We start from the raw sequence: 19,316 nt of genomic DNA, 5'->3' as shown, positions 1-19,316 counted from the left end.
GCTAGGACGCCGCCGGTCCAGGGAAATAGTCCACTTGACCCGCATTCCCGTGGACCACTTAGTTACCGTTGTCCCTCATGACAGGCTTAACCCTCTGGTATGACCGGCCCGCCATCGACTGGGAGACCGAGGCGCTGCCGATCGGCAACGGAGCGCTCGGCGCGATGATCTTCGGCGGGACGGCGCTCGAACAGATCCAGTTCAACGAGAAGACCCTGTGGACGGGAGGGCCGGGGTCGCGGCAGGGCTACGACTTCGGCAACTGGACGGCCCCGCGCCCCGGCGCGCTCTCCGAGGTCCGCGAACGGCTGGACCGCGATGGCCGGATGGCGCCGGAGGAGGTCGCGGCCGCGCTGGGCCAGCCGAAGTCGGGCTTCGGGGCGTACCAGACGTTCGGTGACCTGTGGCTGGACCTGCCCGGGGACTCCCCCGCCGCCGGTTACCGCAGGGAGCTGAGCCTGCGCGAGGCCGTGGCCACGGTGACCTACATGGCCGGCGGGGTGCGGCTCACACGCGAGTATTTCGCCAGCCACCCGGGCAACGTGATCGTCGGGCGGATCTCGGCCGACTGGCCGGGCGCGGTGGAGTTCACGTTGCGGGCGTCCTCGCCCCACGACGACAAGCGGATCAGCGTCGCGGACGGGCGGCTGACGATGCGCGGGGCGCTGGCGGACAACGGGATGGTGTTCGAGGCCCAGGTGCAGGTGGTCGTGGAGGGCGGCACCCGTACGGACGGGGACGACCACATCTCGGTCGCCGGGGCCGACAGCGCGGTGTTCATCCTCTCGGCCGGCACCGACTACGCCCCCGTCTATCCGGCCTATCGGGGGGAGGACCCGCACGACGCCGTCACCGCGAGCGTGGACAAGGCGATGGCGCAGGGGTACGACGCACTCAGGCAGGCGCACCAGGACGACTACGCGCGGCTGTTCGACCGGGTGGAGCTGGACCTCGGGCAGGAGACGCCGGAGGTGCCCACGGACCGGCTGCGGGCGGCGTACACCGGCGGCGACTCGGCCGCCGACCGGGCGCTGGAGGCGCTGTACTTCGCCTACGGTCGTTATCTGCTGATCGCCTCGTCGCGGGCCGGGTCGCTGCCGGCGAACCTGCAGGGCGTCTGGAACGACTCCACCAGCCCGGCCTGGGCAGGCGACTACCACGTCAACATCAACCTGCAGATGAACTACTGGCCCGCGGACGCGGTGAACCTGACCGAGACCGCGCGGCCGTACGACGACTACGTGCGGGCCCTAATGGCGCCGGGCCGGCGGACGGCGCGGGAGATGTTCGAGGCGGACGGCTGGGTGGTGCACAACGAGACGAACCCGTTCGGGTTCACCGGCGTGCACGACTGGGCGACCGCGTTCTGGTTCCCCGAGGCCGCGGCCTGGGTGACGCAGCACCTGTACGACCGCTACCGGTTCAGCGGGGACGTCGCCTACCTGCGGGAGTGCGCGTATCCGGTGATGAAGGGGGCGGCCGAGCTCTGGCTGGACACGCTGCACGCCGACCCGCGTGACGGAGCGCTCGTGGTCTCCCCGAGCTACTCGCCGGAGCACGGGGACTTCTCGGCAGGGGCGTCGATGTCCCAGCAGATCGTCTGGGACCTGTTCACGAACGTCGCGGAGGCGGCGCACGTCCTGGACGCGGACGCCGAGTTCCGTGCGCGGGTGCTGGACGCGCTGGAGCGGCTGGATCCCGGGCTGCGGATCGGGTCATGGGGTCAGTTGCAGGAGTGGAAGGCCGACTGGGACGAGCGGGACGACGAGCACCGGCACGTCTCGCATCTGTTCGGGCTGCATCCCGGGCGGCAGGTCGTCGCGGGCAGCCCCGAAGGGGAGGCCGCGAAGGTCACGCTGGCCGCCAGGGGCGACGGCGGCACCGGGTGGAGCAAGGCCTGGAAGATCAACTTCTGGGCGCGGCTGCTTGACGGCGACCACGCGCACCTGATGCTGGGCGAGTTGCTCCAGCACTCGACGCTGGACAACCTGTGGGACACGCACCCGCCGTTCCAGATCGACGGCAACTTCGGGGCCGTCGCGGGGATCGCGGAGATGCTCGTGCAGAGCCACCACGGAGTGATCCACGTGCTGCCCGCGCTGCCGTCGGCCTGGCCCACGGGGTCGGTGCGCGGGCTGCGGGCCCGCGGCGACGTGACGGTCGACGTCTCGTGGCGTGCCGGGGCGGCCGAGAAGGTGACGCTGCACGCGGGGCGTACCGGGGAGATCAGGGTGCGGGCGGCCGTCGAGGGCGAGTTGTGGGACGGAGCGAGCCGTTCCGGGGACATGTGGAGCTGGGAGGCGCAGGCCGGAGAGTCGTACACGATGGGCGGGTGAGCCGAGGGCCCGCCCGCCCGTCGGGCGGTCAGTCGTCGGCGGACGGCGGCTCGGCGTAGCGGGCCAGGTAGAGCTGGATGCCCAGGCTGTTGATGAGGCCGAGCTCCGTCTCCAAGTAGTCGATGTGCTCTTCCTCGTCCCTGAGGATGTCCTCGAAGATGTTCGCCGAGGTGATGTCGCCCTTCTCGCGCATGAGGGCGATGGCCGGGCGCAGCCGGTGCACCACGGAGAGCTCCACCTCCAGGTCGGCCCTCAGCTGCTCCTCGACGGTCTGCCCGATGTGCAGGGTGCCTAGTCTCTGATAGTTGGGCAGGCCCTCCAGGAAGAGGATGCGATCGGTGAGGCGCTCGGCGTGGCGCATCTCGTCGATCGACTCTTCCCGCGTGTGCTCGGCGAGTTTCGTGTATCCCCAGTTCTCCTGCATCTTCGCGTGCAGGAAGTACTGGTTGATCGCGGTGAGCTCGGCGGTCAACTGTTCGTTGAGCAACTCGATGATCTGCTTGTCGCCCTGCATGTGACGGGCCCCTTGCTGCTATCCGGCTATGCGGTCGTCAGTTCTTCCGACCGTTTCAGGATCGCACAGATCTTCCGTACACATCGGGCACAGTCCCCACCAGCCCCGGTGGTGTCGCGAATCTGCTTCGCGCTCTTTGCCCCGGAGGCAATGCAGTCGTGGACCTCGTTTTCGGTCACAGCACGACAAATGCACACGTACATCCAGGGAGAACCTCTCGCAGCAGGTGGAGCACCAAGGTTAGGCACACCTAAGATAGCTCACTTTGGTAAGGCTTGCCTACGTTAGGTGGGCCACACTCGTGTATCTCTGCGCGAGCGGAGGATTCGGGCTGTTCCCGTCAATGCCCTCGGGTGATCCACTCCTCCAGGTGCGGGGCCTCGGCGCCGATCGTGGTGGAGTCGCCGTGACCAGTGTGCACGACCGTTTCGGGTGGCAGGGTCAGCAGCCGCTTCCTGATCGACTCGATGATCGTGTCGAAGGAGGAGTACGAGCGGCCGGTCGCCCCGGGGCCGCCCTTGAACAGGGTGTCGCCGCTGAACAGCGCGCCGAGCTCCCGTCCGTGCACGCAGACCGCGCCGGGCGCGTGGCCGGGGGTGTGCAGGATCTCCAGCGCGCAGCCGCCGACCTCGATGCGCTCGCCGTCGGTCAGCGGCTGGTACGGCACCGCGTCGTCGTACTCCATCTGCCACAACACCTGGTCGGCGGGGTGCAGCCGGATCGGCGCCCCGGTCAGCTCGGCCAGCGGCCGGGCGGCGTTGATGTGGTCGTTGTGCGCGTGCGTGCAGATGATGGCCTTGAGCGTGCGTCCGCCGACCCGCTCGGCGATCGCCTCCGCGTCGTGGGCGGCGTCGATCACGATGACTTCGCGGGCGTCGCCGATCAGCCAGACGTTGTTGTCGACTTCCCAGGTGCCGCCGTCCAGCGAGAACGTGCCTGAGGTGATGACCCGGTCGATCATCTAGAACGTCACCACCGAACGCAGCACCTCGCCACGGTGCATCTTGGCGAACGCCTCCTCGACCTGGCCGACCCCGATCGTCTCCGACACGAACTTGTCGAGCGGCAGCCGGTTCTGCAGGAACAGGTCGATGAGCATCGGGAAGTCGCGGCTCGGCAGGCAGTCGCCGTACCACGAGGACTTCAGCGACCCGCCGCGGCCGAAGACGTCCAGCAGCGGCAGCTCCAGCTTCATCTCCGGCGTCGGCACGCCCACCAGGACGACCGTGCCGGCCAGGTCGCGGGCGTAGAAGGCCTGGTTGTAGGTCTCCGGCCGGCCCACCGCCTCGATGACCACGTCCGCGCCGTTACCGCCGGTCAGATCGCGGATGGCCTCGATCGGGTCGTTCTCCCGGGAGTTGACCGTGTGGGTGGCGCCGAAGCCGCGGGCCCACTCCAGCTTGCGGTCGTCCACGTCCACCGCGATGATCGTGGCGGCGCCCGCCAGCGAGGAGCCCAGGATGGCCGCGTCGCCGACGCCGCCGCAGCCGATCACGGCCACGCTGTCGCCCCGCGTCACCCCGCCGGTGTTGATCGCCGCGCCGATCCCGGCCATCACGCCGCAGCCCAGCAGGCCCGCCACCTGCGCCGGGGCCTCGGCGGAGACCTTGGTGCACTGGCCGGCCGCGACCAGCGTCTTCTCCAGGAACGCGCCGATCCCCAGCGCGGGGGACAGCTCGGTGCCGTCCTTGAGCGTCATCTTCTGCGCCGCGTTGTGCGTGTTGAAGCAGTACCAGGGACGGCCGCGCAGGCAGGCCCGGCACTGGCCGCACACCGCGCGCCAGTTGAGGATGACGAAGTCGCCCGGTTCGACCTCGGTCATGCCGGGGCCGACCGCCTCGACGACGCCCGCAGCCTCGTGACCGAGCAGGAACGGGAAGTCGTCGCTGATCCCGCCCTCCCGATAGTGCAGGTCGGTGTGGCAGACCCCGCAGGCCTGCACGTTCACGACGGCCTCACCCGGCCCCGGGTCCGGCACGACGACCGTCTCGAGGGAAACTTCCTGGCCCTTGCCTCGGGCGATGACGCCCTGCACTTCGTACGGCATGGCAGCCATCTTGGGTCAGGAGGATGATCTCCGCAAGACATAGGGCTGCACCACGCCGAGACCTCTGGCCGGGCGCCGTCTGATCTTGTGCACCTCGTAGCCCTCCAGCTCGCCGGCCAGCTCAGGATCCACCAGGACGGTCCCGGGGCGGGCGATCGCGGTGAGCCGCGCGGCCAGGTTGACGGTGGTGCCGAAGACGTCGCCCATCACGGGCAGCACCGGGCCGTAGGCCATGCCGATGCGCAGCTCCTCCGCGTCGACCAGGTCGAGCGCGATCGCCGCAGCCTGCGCCGGGGTCGGCGCCGTGAACAGCACCTCGTCGCCCAGCGTCTTCACCAGCCTGGCGCCGTGCGTGGCCACCACGTCGGAGGCCCGCGACTCGAACCCCTCCACCAGCTCCGCCAGCTCCCGTTCGTCGAGCTCGCGGGCGCGCCGGGTGAACGACACCAGGTCAGCGAACCCCACCGCCATCGACACTCGGGTCGGCACCAGCTCATCGTGACCGTCGGCGAGCGCCAGCAGCCTGGTGCCGGCCGCCGCGAGCTGGGCCCGCCAGACGTGGATCAGCACGTGCTCGAAGTCCGGCAGCAGCTGCTGCGCGGTGTCGAGCACATCGGTCAGGTCGCCCTCGTCGGGGTCCTGCGGCACCATCGAGCCCGTCATGATCTCGGCCTGCCATTGGGCCAGCCTGGCCGTGGTCTGGCCGAGCGCGCGGGCCATGCGGACGACCGTCTCCTCGTCGAGCAGGCCGCTGGCGAGCATGCTGCGTACCCGGCGCAGGGCGTCGACGTCGGCGTCGGTGAACGCCGTGTCGTCATCGGCGCGCTGGGCGAACCCGAGCGCCCGCCAGATCCGCCCCGCCAGCTCCTGCGACACGTCGGCCAGGGCCGCGACCTGCGCGCGGGTGTAGCGCGGCGGCAGGCCGAGGAGCCGCCGCTCGATCTCCTCGGCGGTCGGCCGCCGCCGCGCACCCGAGCTCAACGGCCGTCGACTTCGCCGTCCGAGGCGTCCTCGACGAGCTTGAACAGTTCGGTGCGGACATCCTGGATCCTCGGGATGTCGCGGAGCACGATCTCGCCCCGTTCGCCCGCGGACTCGACGGTCAGCGTGCCGCAGCCGAGCATGCGCTCGGCGAACGTCTGGTCGGAGCTGACCGTGTTGACCTTGGTGATCGGGATCTCGTCGGTGGACTTGTTGAGCACCCCCGTGCTGATCGTGAAGCGGTGGGTGGTGAGCACGTAACCGGTGTTCTTCCACTGCAGGTAGGGCACGAACGACCAGATCGTCAGCAGGATGAGCGCGATGACGACGACGGCGATCCTGGCGTAGAAGGCGAACTCCCACTCAGGTATGAACCACAACGCCGCGCCCGAGGCCGCGGCGATGAGGATGAGCGCGATGAACGGGCCGATCAGCCGCTTCCAGTGCGGGTGGAAGGATCGGATGCGCCGCTCACCCTGCGTCAGATGGTGGTCGGGAAGGGTCATGGCGGACATCGTGCCACCATCGCCGCCCCGCGGCTACGCGGACGACGCAACCGGCTCAACCCGCGATCCGCACGTGCACCACGTCGCCCGCGCTCAGCGTGTGACGCTCGCCTTCGGCCGCCACCTGGAGGTGGCCGAAGGCGTCGACGTCCGTCGCCTGCCCGATCAGCACCTGCCCGTTGGGCAGCTCGACCCGCACCAGGCGGCCGATGGTGGCGCTCGATGCCAAGTAGGCCGAGCGCAGCCCGGACGCGTCGGGGTCGCCGCCGGCCGCCGTCCACTCCCTGTAGTGGCTCTCGACCTCCCTGAGCACGGCCCTGAGCAGCGGATCCCGGTCCAGGCACGCCGCCTCCTCGATGGCCAGCGACGTGGCCGACTCGACCGGCAGCTCCTCGGGCTTGAGCGACACGTTGAGCCCCATGCCGATGACGATGGCGTCGTCGGCCCGCTCGGCCAGCACCCCGGCCAGCTTGCGTTCGCCGATCAGCAGGTCGTTGGGCCACTTCAGGCGGACGTCCACCTCGGCCAGGCGGCGCACGGCCGAAGCGGCGGCGACGCCGTAGAGGAGCGAGAGCCAGCCCTGCACGGCCACCGGGACCTGCGGCCGCAGCAGGACCGAGACCGTCAGCCCGGAGCGGGGCGGCGCCGTCCAGGTGCGGCCCAGCCGGCCGCGGCCCGCGAGCTGCTCCTCCGCCACCAGCACCGCGCCCTCGGCGGCTCCTTCGCCGGCGGCCTTGGCCAGGTCCGCGTTGGTGGAGCCGGTGCTCTCGACGACGGTGACGCCCGTCCACAGGCTGCCCGGGCGAATCAGGGCGCGGTTGAGCGCCGCCGCGGAGAGGGGCGGCCGGTCCAGGTCGGAGTAGCGCATCTTCTTATCTTGGCAGGGAGGAAAATGGAGACATGGGCACGGAGCGAACCCGACGCCCCGCGAGCGGAGCGAGCAATTGGACGGGGCGCGTCGCGAAGCGTGGTGGAGGCCCGACGTAGGAGGGACTCCGCGGAGCGAATGAGGAGCGGTGAGCGACCAAATGGCACGTCTGGATCCGCGAAACTGGGCCTCTTGGCGGCCGTTCGGGATTGGGCTGGCCAAGCCGAACAACTACTTGGAGCTGTGGAAGGCGTTCAAGTCGGTCAAGGGCAACAGGCGCTACGCGTGGCGGATTCTCCGCCAGGGCACGTGTGACGGGTGCGCGCTGGGCACGCAGGGCATGCGTGACTGGACGATGGATGAGATCCATCTGTGCAACGTTCGCTTGCGGCTGCTGCCGTTGAACACGATGCCCGCCCTCGATGTCGCAATTCTGAGTGATATTTCGGCAATTGCAGGTAAAAAGAGCGCCGAGCTTCGGGAGCTGGGGCGGTTGCCGTACCCGATGCTCCGGCGCGCGGGCGAGCCCGGCTTCACCCGGATCTCCTGGGAGGAAGCGCTGCGGGTGGCCGCGGACGGGCTGCGCGGGGCGCGGTTCGGCACGTACCTGACCAGCCGCGGCATGCCCAACGAGAACTACTACGCGGCGCAGAAGGCGGTGCGCGCGCTCGGCACCAACAACGTCGACAACACCGCCCGCATCTGCCACTCGCCGTCCACGGTCGCGCTCAAGCAGACGCTGGGCGCGGCCGCCACGACCTGCTCGTACGCCGACTGGATCGGCTCGGACCTCATCGTGTTCATCGGCTCGAACCCGTCGAACAACCAGCCGGTCGCGATGAAGTACCTCTACCACGCCAAGAAGGCCGGGACGCGGATCGCGATGGTCAACGCCTACCGCGAGCCCGGCATGGACCGTTACTGGGTGCCGTCGAACGTCGAGTCCGCGGTGTTCGGCACGAAGATCACCGATGAGTTCTTCGGCGTGAACGTGGGCGGGGACATCGGCTTCCTCAACGGCGTGCTCAAGCACCTCATCGAGAACGACTGGGTGGACAAGGTGTTCGTGGACCGGCGGACGAGCGGGTTCGAGGACGTGCGCCGGGCTGTCGCCGGCCAGACGTGGGAGGAGCTGGAGGCGCTGTCCGGCGCGTCGCGCGACGACATGCTGCGCCTGGCCAGGCTGCTGGGCGAGGCCTGGTCGGCGGTGCTGGTGTGGTCCATGGGGATCACCCAGCACGCCTATGGCGAGGACAACGTGCGGGCGATCGTCAACCTGGCGCTCGCCCGCGGGTTCGTCGGGCGGGACAAGTGCGGGCTGATGCCGATCCGCGGCCACAGCGGCGTGCAGGGCGGGGCGGAGATGGGCGCGTACGCGACCGGGCTGCCGGGCGGGTTGCCGATCACGCCAGAGAATGCCACGAAATTTACTGACATGTGGGGATTCGAGGTGCCGGACTCCCCCGGCCTCACCGTCACCGACATGATCGACGCCGCGCACCGCGGGGACCTGGACGCGCTCGTCTCCTCGGGCGGCAACTTCCTGGAGGTGCTCCCCGACCCGGCGTACTGCCGCGAGGCCCTGTCACGGCTGCGGCTACGCGTGCACATCGACATCGTGTTGTCGTCGCAGATGCTGGTGCCGGGCGAGGGCGACGTGTTGCTGCTGCCGGCGCAGACCCGTTATGAGATGGTCGGTGGCGTGACCGAGACCTCCACCGAGCGGCGGATCATCTTCTCGCCGGAGGTAGAGGGGCCGCGGATCGGCGAGGCATGGCCGGAGTGGAAGATCTTCACGGAGCTGGCCGCGCAAACGCGCCCCGAAATTTCGGCAAAAATCCGCTTTACTGGCACGCCGCAGATCCGCGCCGAGATCGAGAAGGCCGTCCCCTTCTATGCGGGTATCGCCGGCCTGTCGAAGTTCGGCGACAACGTCCAGTACGGCGGCCGCCACCTGTTCGCCGACGGCCGCTTCCAGACCCCCGACGGGCTCGGCAGGTTCTCCGTCGTCGAGCCTCCCGCGCTCGAACGCCCCGACGGGTCCTTCATGGTGGCGACCAGGCGCGGCAAACAGTTCAACAGCATGGTCCACGAGCGACGCGACGCCTTCAACGGCGCGGCGCGCGAGGCCGTGCTGATGAGCGCGTACGACGCCGACCGCCTCGGCCTGCCCGACGGCGCCCGGGTCGAGCTCCACTCGGGCGAGCGAACGTACCAGGGCAGGGTCCTGCGGGCCCCGCTCATGCCTGGCAACCTGCAGATCCACTGGCCGGAGGGCAACGTGCTGCTGGACGAGTCCCGACGCTCACCACAGGCCCGCATCCCCGACTACAACGCCCTCGTCACGGTGCGGTCGTTGTGAAGGCGCGACCGGGCCCCACCACCCGCACCAGGATCCGGGAGTTCAACGGGTCCGTCGCCAGGGACCGCCGTGACGACCTGGCCACGGAGGAGCCGCTGGAGATCCGGCTCACCGCGCCGGACGGCAGCCGCAAGACCGTCGCCATCACCATGCGCACGCCGGGCCACGACTTCGAGCTGGCCGCCGGGTTCCTGCACGGCGAGGGGCTCGTGCGGTCCGGTGACGTCGCGGCCATCGCGTACTGCACCGACGAAGACCTCCCGCCGGAGGCGCGCTACAACACGGTCACCGTCCGCCTGCGCGGCCCCATCCCCGACCTGCCCGCGCTGGACCGGCACTTCCTCACCTCCAGCGCGTGCGGCGTCTGCGGCTCGGCCAGCCTCGACACGCTCCGCGACCGCTGCGTGCCGATCCCCGAGGACACGCTGCGGCTCATCCCCGAGATCCTGTACGGGCTGCCGGACGCGCTCCGCCGCGCCCAGGGCGTGTTCGGCAAGACCGGCGGGCTGCACGCGGCAGGGCTGTTCTCGGCCGACGGCACGCTGTTGGCGCTGCGCGAGGACGTGGGGCGGCACAACGCGGTGGACAAGCTGGTCGGCTGGGCCGCGCTGGCCGACAGGCTGCCGCTGGCCGGGCACGTGCTCGTGGTCAGCGGCCGGGCCAGCTACGAGATCATGCAGAAGGCCCTCGCGGCCGGCATCCCGGCGGTGTGCGCGGTGTCGGCGCCGTCGTCGCTGGCCGTGGACCTGGCCAAGGAGTTCGGCATGACGCTGGTGGGCTTCCTGCGCGGCGAGCGCTGCAACGTGTACGCGGACAAGAAGCGCGTCCAGACTATGGAATGAAGCATTCCGTTCTGCTATTCTTGGAACAGAATCAACCGTTCCGAGAGGATGCGCCATGACTCCCTTCCGCATCGAGATCCCCCAGGACGACCTCGACGACCTCCAGACCCGCCTCGCCATGACCCGCTTCACCGACGAGATCGCCGGCGCTGACCAGGGTGTGGCCGTCGAGCGGGTCAAGCGCCTGGTCGGCTACTGGCGCGACGGCTTCGACTGGCGGGCGCAGGAGGCCAGGCTCAACGCGTACCCGCAGTTCACCACGGAGATAGACGGGCAGAACATCCACTTCATCCACGTACGCAGCGACAACCCCGACGCCCTGCCGCTGGTCCTCACCCACGGCTGGCCCGGCTCGATCGCCGAATACCTCAACGCCATCGAGCCGCTGAGGCGCCACTTCCACCTCGTCATCCCGTCGCTGCCCGGCTACGGCTTCTCCGGCCCTACCAAGGAGCTGGGCTGGAACAACCTCCGCATCGCCCGCGCGTGGGCCGAGCTGATGGCCCGGCTGGGCTACGAGCGTTACGGCGCGGTCGGCAACGACGCCGGCTCGATGATCTCGCCCGAGATCGGCCGCGTGGACTCGGAACACGTCGTGGGCGTGCACGTCACGCAGCTGTTCTCGTTCCCCTCGGGCGACCCCGCCGAGTTCGCGGAGCTGAGCGAGGAGGAGCAGGCGGGGCTGGCCGTGCTGGAGTGGTTCTGGAAGGAGAAGGGCGCCTTCAACGTGCTGCAGTCGCAGCAGCCGCAGACGCTGGCCCACGCCATCGCCGACTCCCCCGCCGGCCTGCTCGGATGGCTGGCGCAACTCCTCGACGACGACCTGGACGACGACTTCGTGCTGACCAACGCGGCGATCTACTGGTTCACCGGGACCGCCGGCTCCGCGATCCGCCTGTACTGGGAGAACGCCCGCGCCGAGCAGCCCAAGGAGCCCACGACCGTGCCGACGGCGCTGGCGATGGGCGAGGGCGACTTCAAGTCCATACGCCGCTTCGCCGACCGCGACCACTCCAACATCGTCAGCTGGCGAACGCTCCCGGCCCCGGCGCACGGCCACTACACCGCGCACACCGCGACCGAGGCGCTCACCTCCGACGTCATCGCCTTCTTCAACGGCCTCCGCCAGCGAGGGAGTGCCGGCCTCACGCAGTGAGGCCATGGACACAGCTCAGCCGGTGTTCTGCAGACCCGCCGCCACCCCGTTGACCGACAGGAGGAGGAGCGTGGAGAGCCGATCGCGTTCCTCCTCTGACGGGTTGCCGGTGCGCAGGGCGCGCAGAGCACGCAGCTGGAGGTGCGACAGGGCGTCCACGTACGGGTCACGGAGCTGGACGGCGCGCGAGAGCACCTTGCGGTTCTCCAGCAGCCGCGTGTGCCCGGTCACGCGCAGCACCAGGTCGCGGGTCCGGTCGTACTCCTCCAGCACCTGACGGGAGAAGTCCTCCCGGCCCCCCAGGGCCAGGTAACGCTTGGCGATCGAGCGGTCGGTCTTGGCCAGCGACATCTCCGCGTTGTCCAGCATCGCGTTGAACAGCGGCCACTCCGCGTACGCGGCCCGCAGCTCGTCCAGCGAGCCCACCGACGCCAGGCCGGCGCCCAGGCCGTACCAGCCGGGCAGGTTGACCCGGGTCTGCGCCCAGGCGAACACCCACGGGATCGCCCGCAGATCGTCGAGCGAGCGCGGCGCGCCCAGGCCGCGGCGGGCCGGGCGGGAGCCCAGGCGGAGCGTGCCGATCTCCTCCAGCGGGCTGACCAGGCCGAACCACTCGGGGAAGCCCGGCGCCTCGGTCAGTGCCCGGTACGCCTGCTCCGACGCGACCGCCACCTGCTCGGCCAGCCCGCGGAAGCGCTCGGCGGCGGCCGCGGTGCGGGCGCCGACCGTGGGCGAGGAGGCCAGCAGGACGGCGTTCGTGACCTGCTCCAGGTGGCGGCGGGCGATCGCGACGTGGCCGTAGCGGGCGAAGATGACCTCACCCTGCTCGGTGACCTTGAAGCGGCCCGCGACCGAGCCTGGGGCCTGGGCCAGCACCGCGCGGTTGGCGGGGCCGCCGCCGCGGCCGAGCGCGCCGCCACGGCCGTGGAACATGCGCAGCTTCACGTCGTGCTCGGCGGCCCAGGCGGTCAGCTCCTCCTGCGCCTCGTACAGCCGCAGCGTGGCGGCGGCGGGGCCGAGCTCCTTGGCCGAGTCGGAGTAGCCGAGCATGATCTCCATGCGCCGGCCGGTGGCCGCCAGGCGCTCCTGGATCTGCGGGATCTCCAGCATGCCCGACAACACACGCGGCGAGTTGGCCAGGTCCTCGCCGGACTCGAACAGCGGCACCACGTCCAGCACGGGCGCGCGCTCGCCGAGCGCGCTCCGGGCCAGCTCGTAGACGGCCGCGACGTCGTCGGCGGAGCGGGTGAAGGAGACCACGTAGCGGGAGCAGGCGGTCACGCCGAACCGCTCCTGGATCCAGCCGATCACGCGGATCGTGGCCAGGACCTCCTCGGTGCGCTCCGACAGCTCGCCGCCGGCCCGCACCTCCTCCAGCGCCGCCGCGTGCACCTGGGAGTGCTGGCGTACCTCCAGCTCGGCCAGGTGGAAGCCGAACGTCTCCACCTGCCAGATGAGGTGCTGCAACTCCCCGTACGCCTGCCGCGGCGCGGATGCGGCCAGCGACTCCTGCGCGAGCCGCAGGTCGGCCAGCAACTCGGCCGGCGAGCGGTAGGCCAGGTCGAGGTCGCGGCGCTGGGTGGCGGCGATGCGCGCGGCCACGAACAACAACCACTGCCGGTGCGGCTCCCGCGGCGACCGGGTGGCCAGCTCGGAGACGACCTCCGGGTGGGCGGCCACGGTCGCGGCCAGCGCCGTCTTCAGCTCGGCCGAGGCGGGGGCGAGCGTGGCGGCGGCGGTGAGCGTGCGGGCGATGCGCGAGCAGGCGGTCTCCAGCGCGGCCAGCACGTGCTCGGACTGGATCTGGATGGTCTCGCGGGTGACCCTGGCCGTGACGTTGGGGTTGCCGTCGCGGTCGCCGCCGATCCAGCTGCCGTACCTGATGAACGGCCTGGCCTGCGGCGGGCGGGTGCCGGTGCCCGGGTCGAGCGCCGCGTCCAGCGCGCGGTAGACCTGCGGCACCGTGCGGAACAACGTCTCGTCGAAGGCGGCCATGGCGGTCCGCACCTCGTCGAGCGGGTCGAGCTTGGTCGAGCGCAGCTGGGCCGTGCGCCACAGCAGGTCGATCTCCTCCAGCAGGCGCCGCTTGTTGTCAGCCCGCTCGGAGGCCCCGCGCCCTGGGGCGTTGTACTCGGTGAGCTGGCCGCTGATGCGCTGGATGGCGGTGACGACCGCGCGCCTGCGTGCCTCGGTCGGGTGCGCGGTCAGCACCGGGTGCAGCTCCAGGCCCTCCAGCAGCTGGGCGAGACGCTCGTGGCCCAGCTCGTGTACGGCCTGCGCCATCGACTCCCGCTGAACCCTGCCCTCGGCGTCCCGCTCACGCAACGTGCGGATCCGATAGTGCTCCTCGGCCAGGTTGGCCAGGTGGAAGTAGCACGTGAACGCGCGGGCGACCTGGACCGCCCGTTCGATGTCCCACGCCGCGACCATCTCAGTGATGACGTCGGCCGAGATCTCACCTCTGCGTGCCGCGATGACGGCCTTGCGCAGCCGTTCGACGTCCGCCAGCAGGTCCTCGCCGCCCTGCTCGGCGAGCACCTGGCCGAGCAGCTTGCCGAGCATCCGCACATCGTGACGCAGCTCGTCCGGCATCTCCGTCACGGCGGCGCTGCGATGTTCGAGCCCCTGGTCAATCATGTCTCGAAGCGTATCTAGTCGCCCGAAGTGCCCGTAGACCGGTCTCACCAATTGGACTAGACCATTCCTCAGGAGGCCTTCGACACGGCCCCTACCAGCTCGGGCATGCGGGCGAAGCCGATCCTGGCGGCCAGCCGCCTGCCGAGCACTTCGGCCAGCAGCCCGTAGAACGGCGCGACCACGCAGACCCACACGAATCCCAACACGATGGGCACCACGAACGGCAGCGCAAGCAACGTGATCCCGAGCATCGCGCCGATGGAGGAGGCGAACGCCTGCCCGCCCTGCCCAGGAGCGGCGCCGCTGAAGGCGTTCATCCGCTCGGGCACGGAGTAAGGCAGCACGACGCTGGTCACGGCGCCGACGCCGAGGCCGATCCCGAGCGCGCCCCAGGCGGCCAGCATCGCCGGCAGGATCGCCCCGGGATGGCCGGCGAACAGGCCGGCGCCGACCGCGATCACGGCCAGCAGCGGCACCGCGACCAGCGCGTTGGCCAGGTGGCGCCCGGCGAGATCGCCGGCCAGGCTGCGCTCGGAGCCGAACGTCACGGCGTTCATCCACAAGGAACGGCCGTCGATGCCGAACGTGTTGCCGGACTGCAACGCGATCATCAGGGCGCCCACGGTGGCGATCACGATCGGCTGGCCCTGCCCCGGCGGGCCCTCCGCCGAGCCGCTCAGCGAGAACGACAACACGAGCGTGACCACGACGGCGCTGAACCAGCCCACGCGGAACCTCGGCTCGCGCCTGATGTACTTCAGCTCCTTGGTGACGATCGCGGCCAGCGGCCCGTCGGGCAGGATCCGGTCCACCAAGCCCGTCTCCCTGCGTACGGAGGCCGCCTGGGTGGAGACGTCCGGCGTGATCAGGGCACGGCTCAGCGCCTTGATCCACAACCAGCCGAGCGCCACCACGAGCAGCGCCAGGAACGAGAGCTCGGCCAGCCCGATCAGGCCGCCGTCGGCGATCGCGTGCGCGGCCATGCCGGGCGGCGTCCACCTGAGCAGGGCGGCCATCTGGTGCAACATCGCCTCGGGATCACCGAGGTTGCGGTTCATCACCAGGTTCGGCAGTTGCGCGAGCACCACCACGAGCAGGGCGGCCACGGCCAGCACGTCACGGCCGCGCCGGGTACGCAGCGCGCTGGACAGCGACGTGGTGATCAACCGCGACGTCACCACGCAGAGCGCGAACTGCAGCAGCACGGCCGGCACACCGAGCAGCACGCCTCCCGCGTTCGCGGGCAGCGCGATCAGCGCGCCGAACGTGACGATCAGCATCGCGGCCGGCCAGACGCCGGTCACGGACGCGGTGAACATGCCGACCGCCAGCGTGCGCGTACGCAGCGGGAACAACGACAGCTTGGCCGGGTCGAGCGTGTCGTCCAGGCCGAACGCCAGCAGCGGCACGATCATCCAGGCGAACAGGAAGAACGCGAACGCCACGATCACGAGCGAGCTCGCGATGTCGGGGGGCGCCAGCCGGAGCAGGCTCATCAGGAAGAAGCCGAGCGCGGCCAGGCCGGTGGCCATGACGAGGGTGAAGATGAAGCCGAGCTTGCGCTGGAGGTCGCCGCGCAGGTTGCCGGCCATCAGCCGGAGCTTCAGCCGCGCGAAGAGCACCACTGTGTTCACGTGGCTCAGAGGGCTCACGGGGTCTCCTTGGCCTTGGCGCCCAGCCAGGTCAGCCCCGCCTCGCGTCCTTGGGCGGAGCCGCCGACCAGGTCCAGGAACGCCTGGTTGAGGCTGCGGCCGCCGCGGACGTCCTCCAGCGGCCCCTGCGCCACGATGTGGCCGGCGCTCATCACCGACACCCAGTCGCACAGCCGCTCGACCAGGTCCATCACGTGGCTGGAGAAGATGACGGTCGAGCCGGACGCGGTGAAGCGCTGGAGCACCTCGGTGAGCGTGTTGGCGCTGACCGGATCGACGCCCTCGAACGGCTCGTCCAGGAACAACACCGACGGGTTGTGCAATAACGCGGCCGCCAGGCCGATCTTCTTACGCATGCCGGTGGAGTAGTCGACGACGAGCTTGTCGGCGGCGCCGGCCAGGTCCATCACGGCCAGCAGCTCACTCGCCCGCTGCTCCACCTCGCTCTTGGGGATGCCGCGCAGCCGCCCGGCGTAGAGCAGCAGCTCGCGCCCCGACAGCCGCTCGAACAGCCGCAGCCCTTCGGGCAGCACTCCGATGCGGGCCTTGACCTCGACGGGATCGCGCCACACGTGGAACCCGTCCACCTCGGCCGACCCTCCGTCCGGCCGGAGCAGCCCGGTGATCATGCTGAGCGTTGTCGTCTTGCCGGCGCCGTTGGGCCCTACCAGGCCCGCGAAGCTGCCGGCGGGCACGACGAGATCGACTCCCGCGACCGCGACCTGCTGTCCGTACCGCTTGAACAAGCCATGGGTCCGAACGGCATCCGTCATGGAACCAATCTATGAGGAAGGACTAGCCTTGCGCGCATGGCGGAGTGAACCCGACGCCCCGCGAGCGGAGCGAGCAATTGGACGGGGTGCGTCGCGAAGCGGAGTGGAGCGCCGACGGAGGAGGCACTCCGCGGAGCGAATGAGGAGTGGTGAACGACCAATGAGCACAGCAGCTGCGGACTCCACGCCGGATCAGCCGGACATCCATACGACTGCTGGGAAGATCGCTGACCTCGAGCGGCGCCTCGACGAGGCCGTGCACGCCGGGTCCGCGGCGGCGGTGGAGAAGCAGCACGCCAAGGGCAAGATGACGGCCAGGGAGCGGGTGCTCACGCTGCTGGACGAGGGCTCGTTCGTGGAGTTCGACGAGTTCGCCAGGCACCGGTCCACGATGTTCGGGCTGGAGAGGCGGCGGCCGTACGGCGATGGGGTGATCACCGGGCACGGCACCGTCGACGGGCGCCAGGTGTGCGTGTTCTCGCAGGACGTGACCGTGTTCGGCGGCTCGCTCGGCGAGGTGTACGGCGAGAAGATCGTCAAGGTGCTGGACCTGGCACTCAAGACCGGCTGCCCGATCATCGGGATCAACGAGGGCGGCGGCGCGCGCATCCAGGAGGGTGTGGTCGCGCTCGGCCTCTACGCGGAGATCTTCAAGCGCAACGTGCACGCGTCCGGCGTCATCCCGCAGATCTCGCTCATCATGGGCGCCGCGGCGGGCGGGCACGTCTACTCCCCCGCGCTGACCGACTTCGTCGTGATGGTGGATCAGACGTCTCAGATGTTCATCACCGGTCCGGACGTGATCAAGACGGTGACGGGCGAGGAGGTCACGTTCGAGGAGCTCGGCGGGGCCCACACGCACAACACGAAGTCGGGCGTGGCCCACTACCAGGCCACGGACGAGGAGGACGCGCTCGACTACGTCAAGGCGCTGCTGTCGTACCTGCCGTCGAACAACCTCGACGAGGCGCCGGCCTTCGAGGCCGCCACGGACCTGGACGCGGATCCCGAGCTGGACGAGGTGATCCCGGACTCGGCGAACCAGCCGTACGACATGCGTCAGGTGATCGAGCGGGTGCTCGACGACGGAGAGTTCCTGGAAGTGCACGCATTGTTCGCCCCGAACATCGTCGTCGGGTACGGCCGGTTGGACGGCCAGCCGGTCGGGGTGGTCGCGAACCAGCCCATGCATTTCGCCGGATGTCTGGATATCAACGCATCCGAGAAGGCCGCGAGATTTATTCGAACATGTGATGCTTTTAATATTCCTATCCTGACTTTCGTTGATGTACCGGGTTTCCTGCCCGGCACCGATCAGGAATGGAACGGAATCATCCGGCGCGGCGCCAAGCTCCTCTACGCCTACGCCGAGGCCACCGTGCCGCTGATCACGGTGATCACCAGGAAGGCGTACGGCGGCGCGTACGACGTCATGGGCTCCAAGCACCTCGGCGCGGACGTCAACCTGGCCTGGCCCACCGCGCAGATCGCGGTCATGGGGGCACAGGGTGCGGTCAACATTCTTTACCGGCGCGAGCTGGCCGCGGCCGCGAACCCGGACGCCGAGCGGGCCAGGCTCGTCACCGAGTACGAGGACACACTGGCCAACCCCTACATCGCGGCCGAGCGCGGCTACGTGGACTCGGTGATCCGGCCGTCCGAAACCCGCGCCCAGGTCGTCAGGGCGCTACGCGCGCTGCGGAACAAGCGGGCGACGCTCCCGCCGAAGAAGCATGGGAACATCCCGCTATGACGCCCTATCTGCGTATTGTCCGGGGCGACGCCACGCCCGAGGAGATCGCCGCGTTGGTGACCGCACTCGCCACACGACAGAGCTCGCACACAGAGCCGGAGACGCCTCCCGAACCCCGTCGGCAAACATGGCGAAACCCAGCCAGAGGTATGCGTAAGCCTGTCCTTCCCGGGAAGTCGGCATGGCGGATGAGCGCCCTACCCTAGATAGATCCTGAGAAACGGGTGTCAAGCTCGCCGGGAGTTGGGACTATCTAGAGAAAGTAGGCGTATATAGTCGGCCGATCAACTAACACCGCGGCCTGGAGGACGACATGGCCATCCCAGACCTCATGCCGCATCCTGTGGCAGCCAAGTACGCCGTCCTAGTGGATGTCGGTTATCTGTATGCGGCGGCAGGCGAAGTGCTGCTCGGCGCCAAGGAGCGCAAGGAATATCGGGTGGCCGCCGATGAGCTCATCCAGAGCCTACAGAAACATGCAGAGGCACGTATTTCTGGCGAACTTCTGCGGATCTATTGGTATGACGCAGCTCGTGACCGCGTGCCGACCGTCGACCAGCGGGTCATCGCCCAGCTCCCTTGGGTGAAGGTGCGGCTTGGCAACCTGAACGCCCGGGGCCAGCAGAAAGGCGTGGACGCGCAGATCAGGAGCGATCTGGAGGCCCTGGCGAGACATCATGCGGTCACCGACACCATCCTGCTGGCAGGCGATGAGGACATGGTTCCGGCGGTAGAGGCGGCGCAGGCGTACGGCGTGCGCATCCACCTGTGGGGCGTCGAGCCGCCGTACGGCACCAACCAGGCCGAGCGCCTGGTGTGGGAGTCCGACACCGTGGAAGTGATCTCTGCTGATTTCCTGAGGCCCTTTTTCAGCCGTGCTCCCCAGCCC

The 19,316-nt window shown here is 69.6% G+C and carries 17 protein-coding genes; 7 read left to right on the top strand and 10 right to left on the bottom strand.

Annotation, left to right across the window (positions count from 1 at the left end; genetic code table 11):
- Positions 1–77 precede the first annotated feature (77 nt).
- Positions 78–2,336, top strand: a complete 2,259-nt coding sequence (locus tag ETD86_RS30660) for a glycoside hydrolase family 95 protein (protein WP_138669936.1) — start codon at positions 78–80, stop codon at positions 2,334–2,336.
- A 28-nt stretch (positions 2,337–2,364) separates the two neighbouring features.
- On the opposite strand, the gene bfr is transcribed toward ETD86_RS30660, so the two are convergent.
- The 7 genes from bfr to ETD86_RS30625 all read right to left on the bottom strand — a co-directional run bounded on the left by bfr (position 2,365) and on the right by ETD86_RS30625 (position 7,252).
- A complete protein-coding gene (gene bfr, locus ETD86_RS30655; protein WP_138669934.1) occupies positions 2,365–2,850 on the bottom strand; it encodes a bacterioferritin in 486 nt (161 codons plus the stop codon).
- 26 nt (positions 2,851–2,876) lie between these two features.
- The gene (locus ETD86_RS30650; RefSeq protein ID WP_138669932.1) at positions 2,877–3,053 is read right to left on the bottom strand and encodes a (2Fe-2S)-binding protein; all 177 of its coding nucleotides are present in this window, start codon (positions 3,051–3,053) and stop codon (positions 2,877–2,879) included.
- Between the two features lie 137 nt (positions 3,054–3,190).
- On the bottom strand, positions 3,191–3,811 hold the full coding sequence (locus ETD86_RS30645; protein WP_138669930.1) for an MBL fold metallo-hydrolase: 621 nt from the start codon (positions 3,809–3,811) through the stop codon (positions 3,191–3,193).
- Positions 3,812–4,897 (bottom strand): S-(hydroxymethyl)mycothiol dehydrogenase, encoded by a 1,086-nt coding sequence (locus tag ETD86_RS30640; protein ID WP_138669928.1) that lies wholly within the window; start codon positions 4,895–4,897, stop codon positions 3,812–3,814.
- A 15-nt stretch (positions 4,898–4,912) separates the two neighbouring features.
- Positions 4,913–5,878, bottom strand: a complete 966-nt coding sequence (locus ETD86_RS30635; protein WP_138669926.1) for an adenylate/guanylate cyclase domain-containing protein — start codon at positions 5,876–5,878, stop codon at positions 4,913–4,915.
- The gene (locus ETD86_RS30630) at positions 5,875–6,384 is read right to left on the bottom strand and encodes a PH domain-containing protein (RefSeq protein WP_138669924.1); all 510 of its coding nucleotides are present in this window, start codon (positions 6,382–6,384) and stop codon (positions 5,875–5,877) included. Before ETD86_RS30630 ends, ETD86_RS30635 begins: the two co-directional genes overlap by 4 nt.
- Positions 6,385–6,439: 55 nt before the next feature.
- A complete protein-coding gene (locus tag ETD86_RS30625; RefSeq protein WP_138669923.1) occupies positions 6,440–7,252 on the bottom strand; it encodes a biotin--[acetyl-CoA-carboxylase] ligase in 813 nt (270 codons plus the stop codon).
- 160 nt (positions 7,253–7,412) lie between these two features.
- Between ETD86_RS30625 and ETD86_RS30620 the strand changes: the two genes are divergently transcribed.
- Genes ETD86_RS30620 through ETD86_RS30610 form a run of 3 tightly spaced genes read left to right on the top strand, consistent with a single transcriptional unit; the run spans position 7,413 to position 11,612 of the window.
- Complete coding sequence (locus ETD86_RS30620; RefSeq protein ID WP_138669921.1) at positions 7,413–9,614, top strand: FdhF/YdeP family oxidoreductase; 2,202 nt, start codon at positions 7,413–7,415, stop codon at positions 9,612–9,614.
- Positions 9,611–10,456, top strand: a complete 846-nt coding sequence (gene fdhD, locus ETD86_RS30615) for a formate dehydrogenase accessory sulfurtransferase FdhD (protein ID WP_138669919.1) — start codon at positions 9,611–9,613, stop codon at positions 10,454–10,456. Before ETD86_RS30620 ends, fdhD begins: the two co-directional genes overlap by 4 nt.
- Positions 10,457–10,511: 55 nt before the next feature.
- Positions 10,512–11,612: an epoxide hydrolase family protein gene (locus ETD86_RS30610; RefSeq protein ID WP_138669917.1), complete on the top strand. Its 1,101-nt coding sequence runs from the start codon at positions 10,512–10,514 to the stop codon at positions 11,610–11,612.
- 15 nt (positions 11,613–11,627) lie between these two features.
- Here ETD86_RS30610 and ETD86_RS30605 read toward each other — a convergent pair whose 3' ends face one another.
- The 3 genes from ETD86_RS30605 to ETD86_RS30595 form a co-directional block, all read right to left on the bottom strand.
- A complete protein-coding gene (locus ETD86_RS30605) occupies positions 11,628–14,249 on the bottom strand; it encodes a phosphoenolpyruvate carboxylase (protein ID WP_138669915.1) in 2,622 nt (873 codons plus the stop codon).
- A gap of 68 nt (positions 14,250–14,317) precedes the next feature.
- The gene (locus ETD86_RS30600) at positions 14,318–15,901 is read right to left on the bottom strand and encodes a hypothetical protein (protein ID WP_246148456.1); all 1,584 of its coding nucleotides are present in this window, start codon (positions 15,899–15,901) and stop codon (positions 14,318–14,320) included.
- Entirely contained in the window at positions 15,898–16,674 is a 777-nt protein-coding gene (locus ETD86_RS30595) for an ABC transporter ATP-binding protein (RefSeq protein WP_138669913.1), read from the bottom strand. Before ETD86_RS30595 ends, ETD86_RS30600 begins: the two co-directional genes overlap by 4 nt.
- A gap of 160 nt (positions 16,675–16,834) precedes the next feature.
- On the opposite strand from ETD86_RS30595, the gene ETD86_RS30590 reads away from it, so the two are divergent.
- The 3 genes from ETD86_RS30590 to ETD86_RS30580 form a co-directional block, all read left to right on the top strand.
- Entirely contained in the window at positions 16,835–18,427 is a 1,593-nt protein-coding gene (locus ETD86_RS30590) for an acyl-CoA carboxylase subunit beta (RefSeq protein ID WP_138669911.1), read from the top strand.
- Complete coding sequence (locus ETD86_RS60240; RefSeq protein WP_138669909.1) at positions 18,424–18,633, top strand: acyl-CoA carboxylase subunit epsilon; 210 nt, start codon at positions 18,424–18,426, stop codon at positions 18,631–18,633. The genes ETD86_RS30590 and ETD86_RS60240 overlap by 4 nt, the downstream gene beginning before the upstream one ends.
- A gap of 107 nt (positions 18,634–18,740) precedes the next feature.
- Positions 18,741–19,316: NYN domain-containing protein (locus ETD86_RS30580; protein WP_138669907.1), on the top strand; the 576-nt coding region annotated here is incomplete at its 3' end.

Source organism: Nonomuraea turkmeniaca (assembly GCF_005889735.1).
Lineage (GTDB): Bacteria > Actinomycetota > Actinomycetes > Streptosporangiales > Streptosporangiaceae > Nonomuraea > Nonomuraea turkmeniaca.
Note: the sequence above shows the minus strand (reverse complement) of the source record. Positions and strands in the feature narration are given on the sequence as shown.

Excerpts from the sequence above, each read along its gene's own strand:
- ETD86_RS30660 (WP_138669936.1), top strand. The coding sequence starts at position 78 with ATGACAGGCTTAACCCTCTGGTATGACCGGCCCGCCATCGACTGGGAG.
- bfr (WP_138669934.1), bottom strand. The coding sequence starts at position 2,850 with ATGCAGGGCGACAAGCAGATCATCGAGTTGCTCAACGAACAGTTGACC.
- ETD86_RS30650 (WP_138669932.1), bottom strand. The coding sequence starts at position 3,053 with ATGTACGTGTGCATTTGTCGTGCTGTGACCGAAAACGAGGTCCACGAC.
- ETD86_RS30645 (WP_138669930.1), bottom strand. The coding sequence starts at position 3,811 with ATGATCGACCGGGTCATCACCTCAGGCACGTTCTCGCTGGACGGCGGC.
- ETD86_RS30640 (WP_138669928.1), bottom strand. The coding sequence starts at position 4,897 with ATGCCGTACGAAGTGCAGGGCGTCATCGCCCGAGGCAAGGGCCAGGAA.
- ETD86_RS30630 (WP_138669924.1), bottom strand. The coding sequence starts at position 6,384 with ATGACCCTTCCCGACCACCATCTGACGCAGGGTGAGCGGCGCATCCGA.
- ETD86_RS30625 (WP_138669923.1), bottom strand. The coding sequence starts at position 7,252 with ATGCGCTACTCCGACCTGGACCGGCCGCCCCTCTCCGCGGCGGCGCTC.
- ETD86_RS30620 (WP_138669921.1), top strand. The coding sequence starts at position 7,413 with ATGGCACGTCTGGATCCGCGAAACTGGGCCTCTTGGCGGCCGTTCGGG.
- ETD86_RS30610 (WP_138669917.1), top strand. The coding sequence starts at position 10,512 with ATGACTCCCTTCCGCATCGAGATCCCCCAGGACGACCTCGACGACCTC.
- ETD86_RS30605 (WP_138669915.1), bottom strand. The coding sequence starts at position 14,249 with ATGATTGACCAGGGGCTCGAACATCGCAGCGCCGCCGTGACGGAGATG.
- ETD86_RS30595 (WP_138669913.1), bottom strand. The coding sequence starts at position 16,674 with ATGACGGATGCCGTTCGGACCCATGGCTTGTTCAAGCGGTACGGACAG.
- ETD86_RS30590 (WP_138669911.1), top strand. The coding sequence starts at position 16,835 with ATGAGCACAGCAGCTGCGGACTCCACGCCGGATCAGCCGGACATCCAT.
- ETD86_RS60240 (WP_138669909.1), top strand. The coding sequence starts at position 18,424 with ATGACGCCCTATCTGCGTATTGTCCGGGGCGACGCCACGCCCGAGGAG.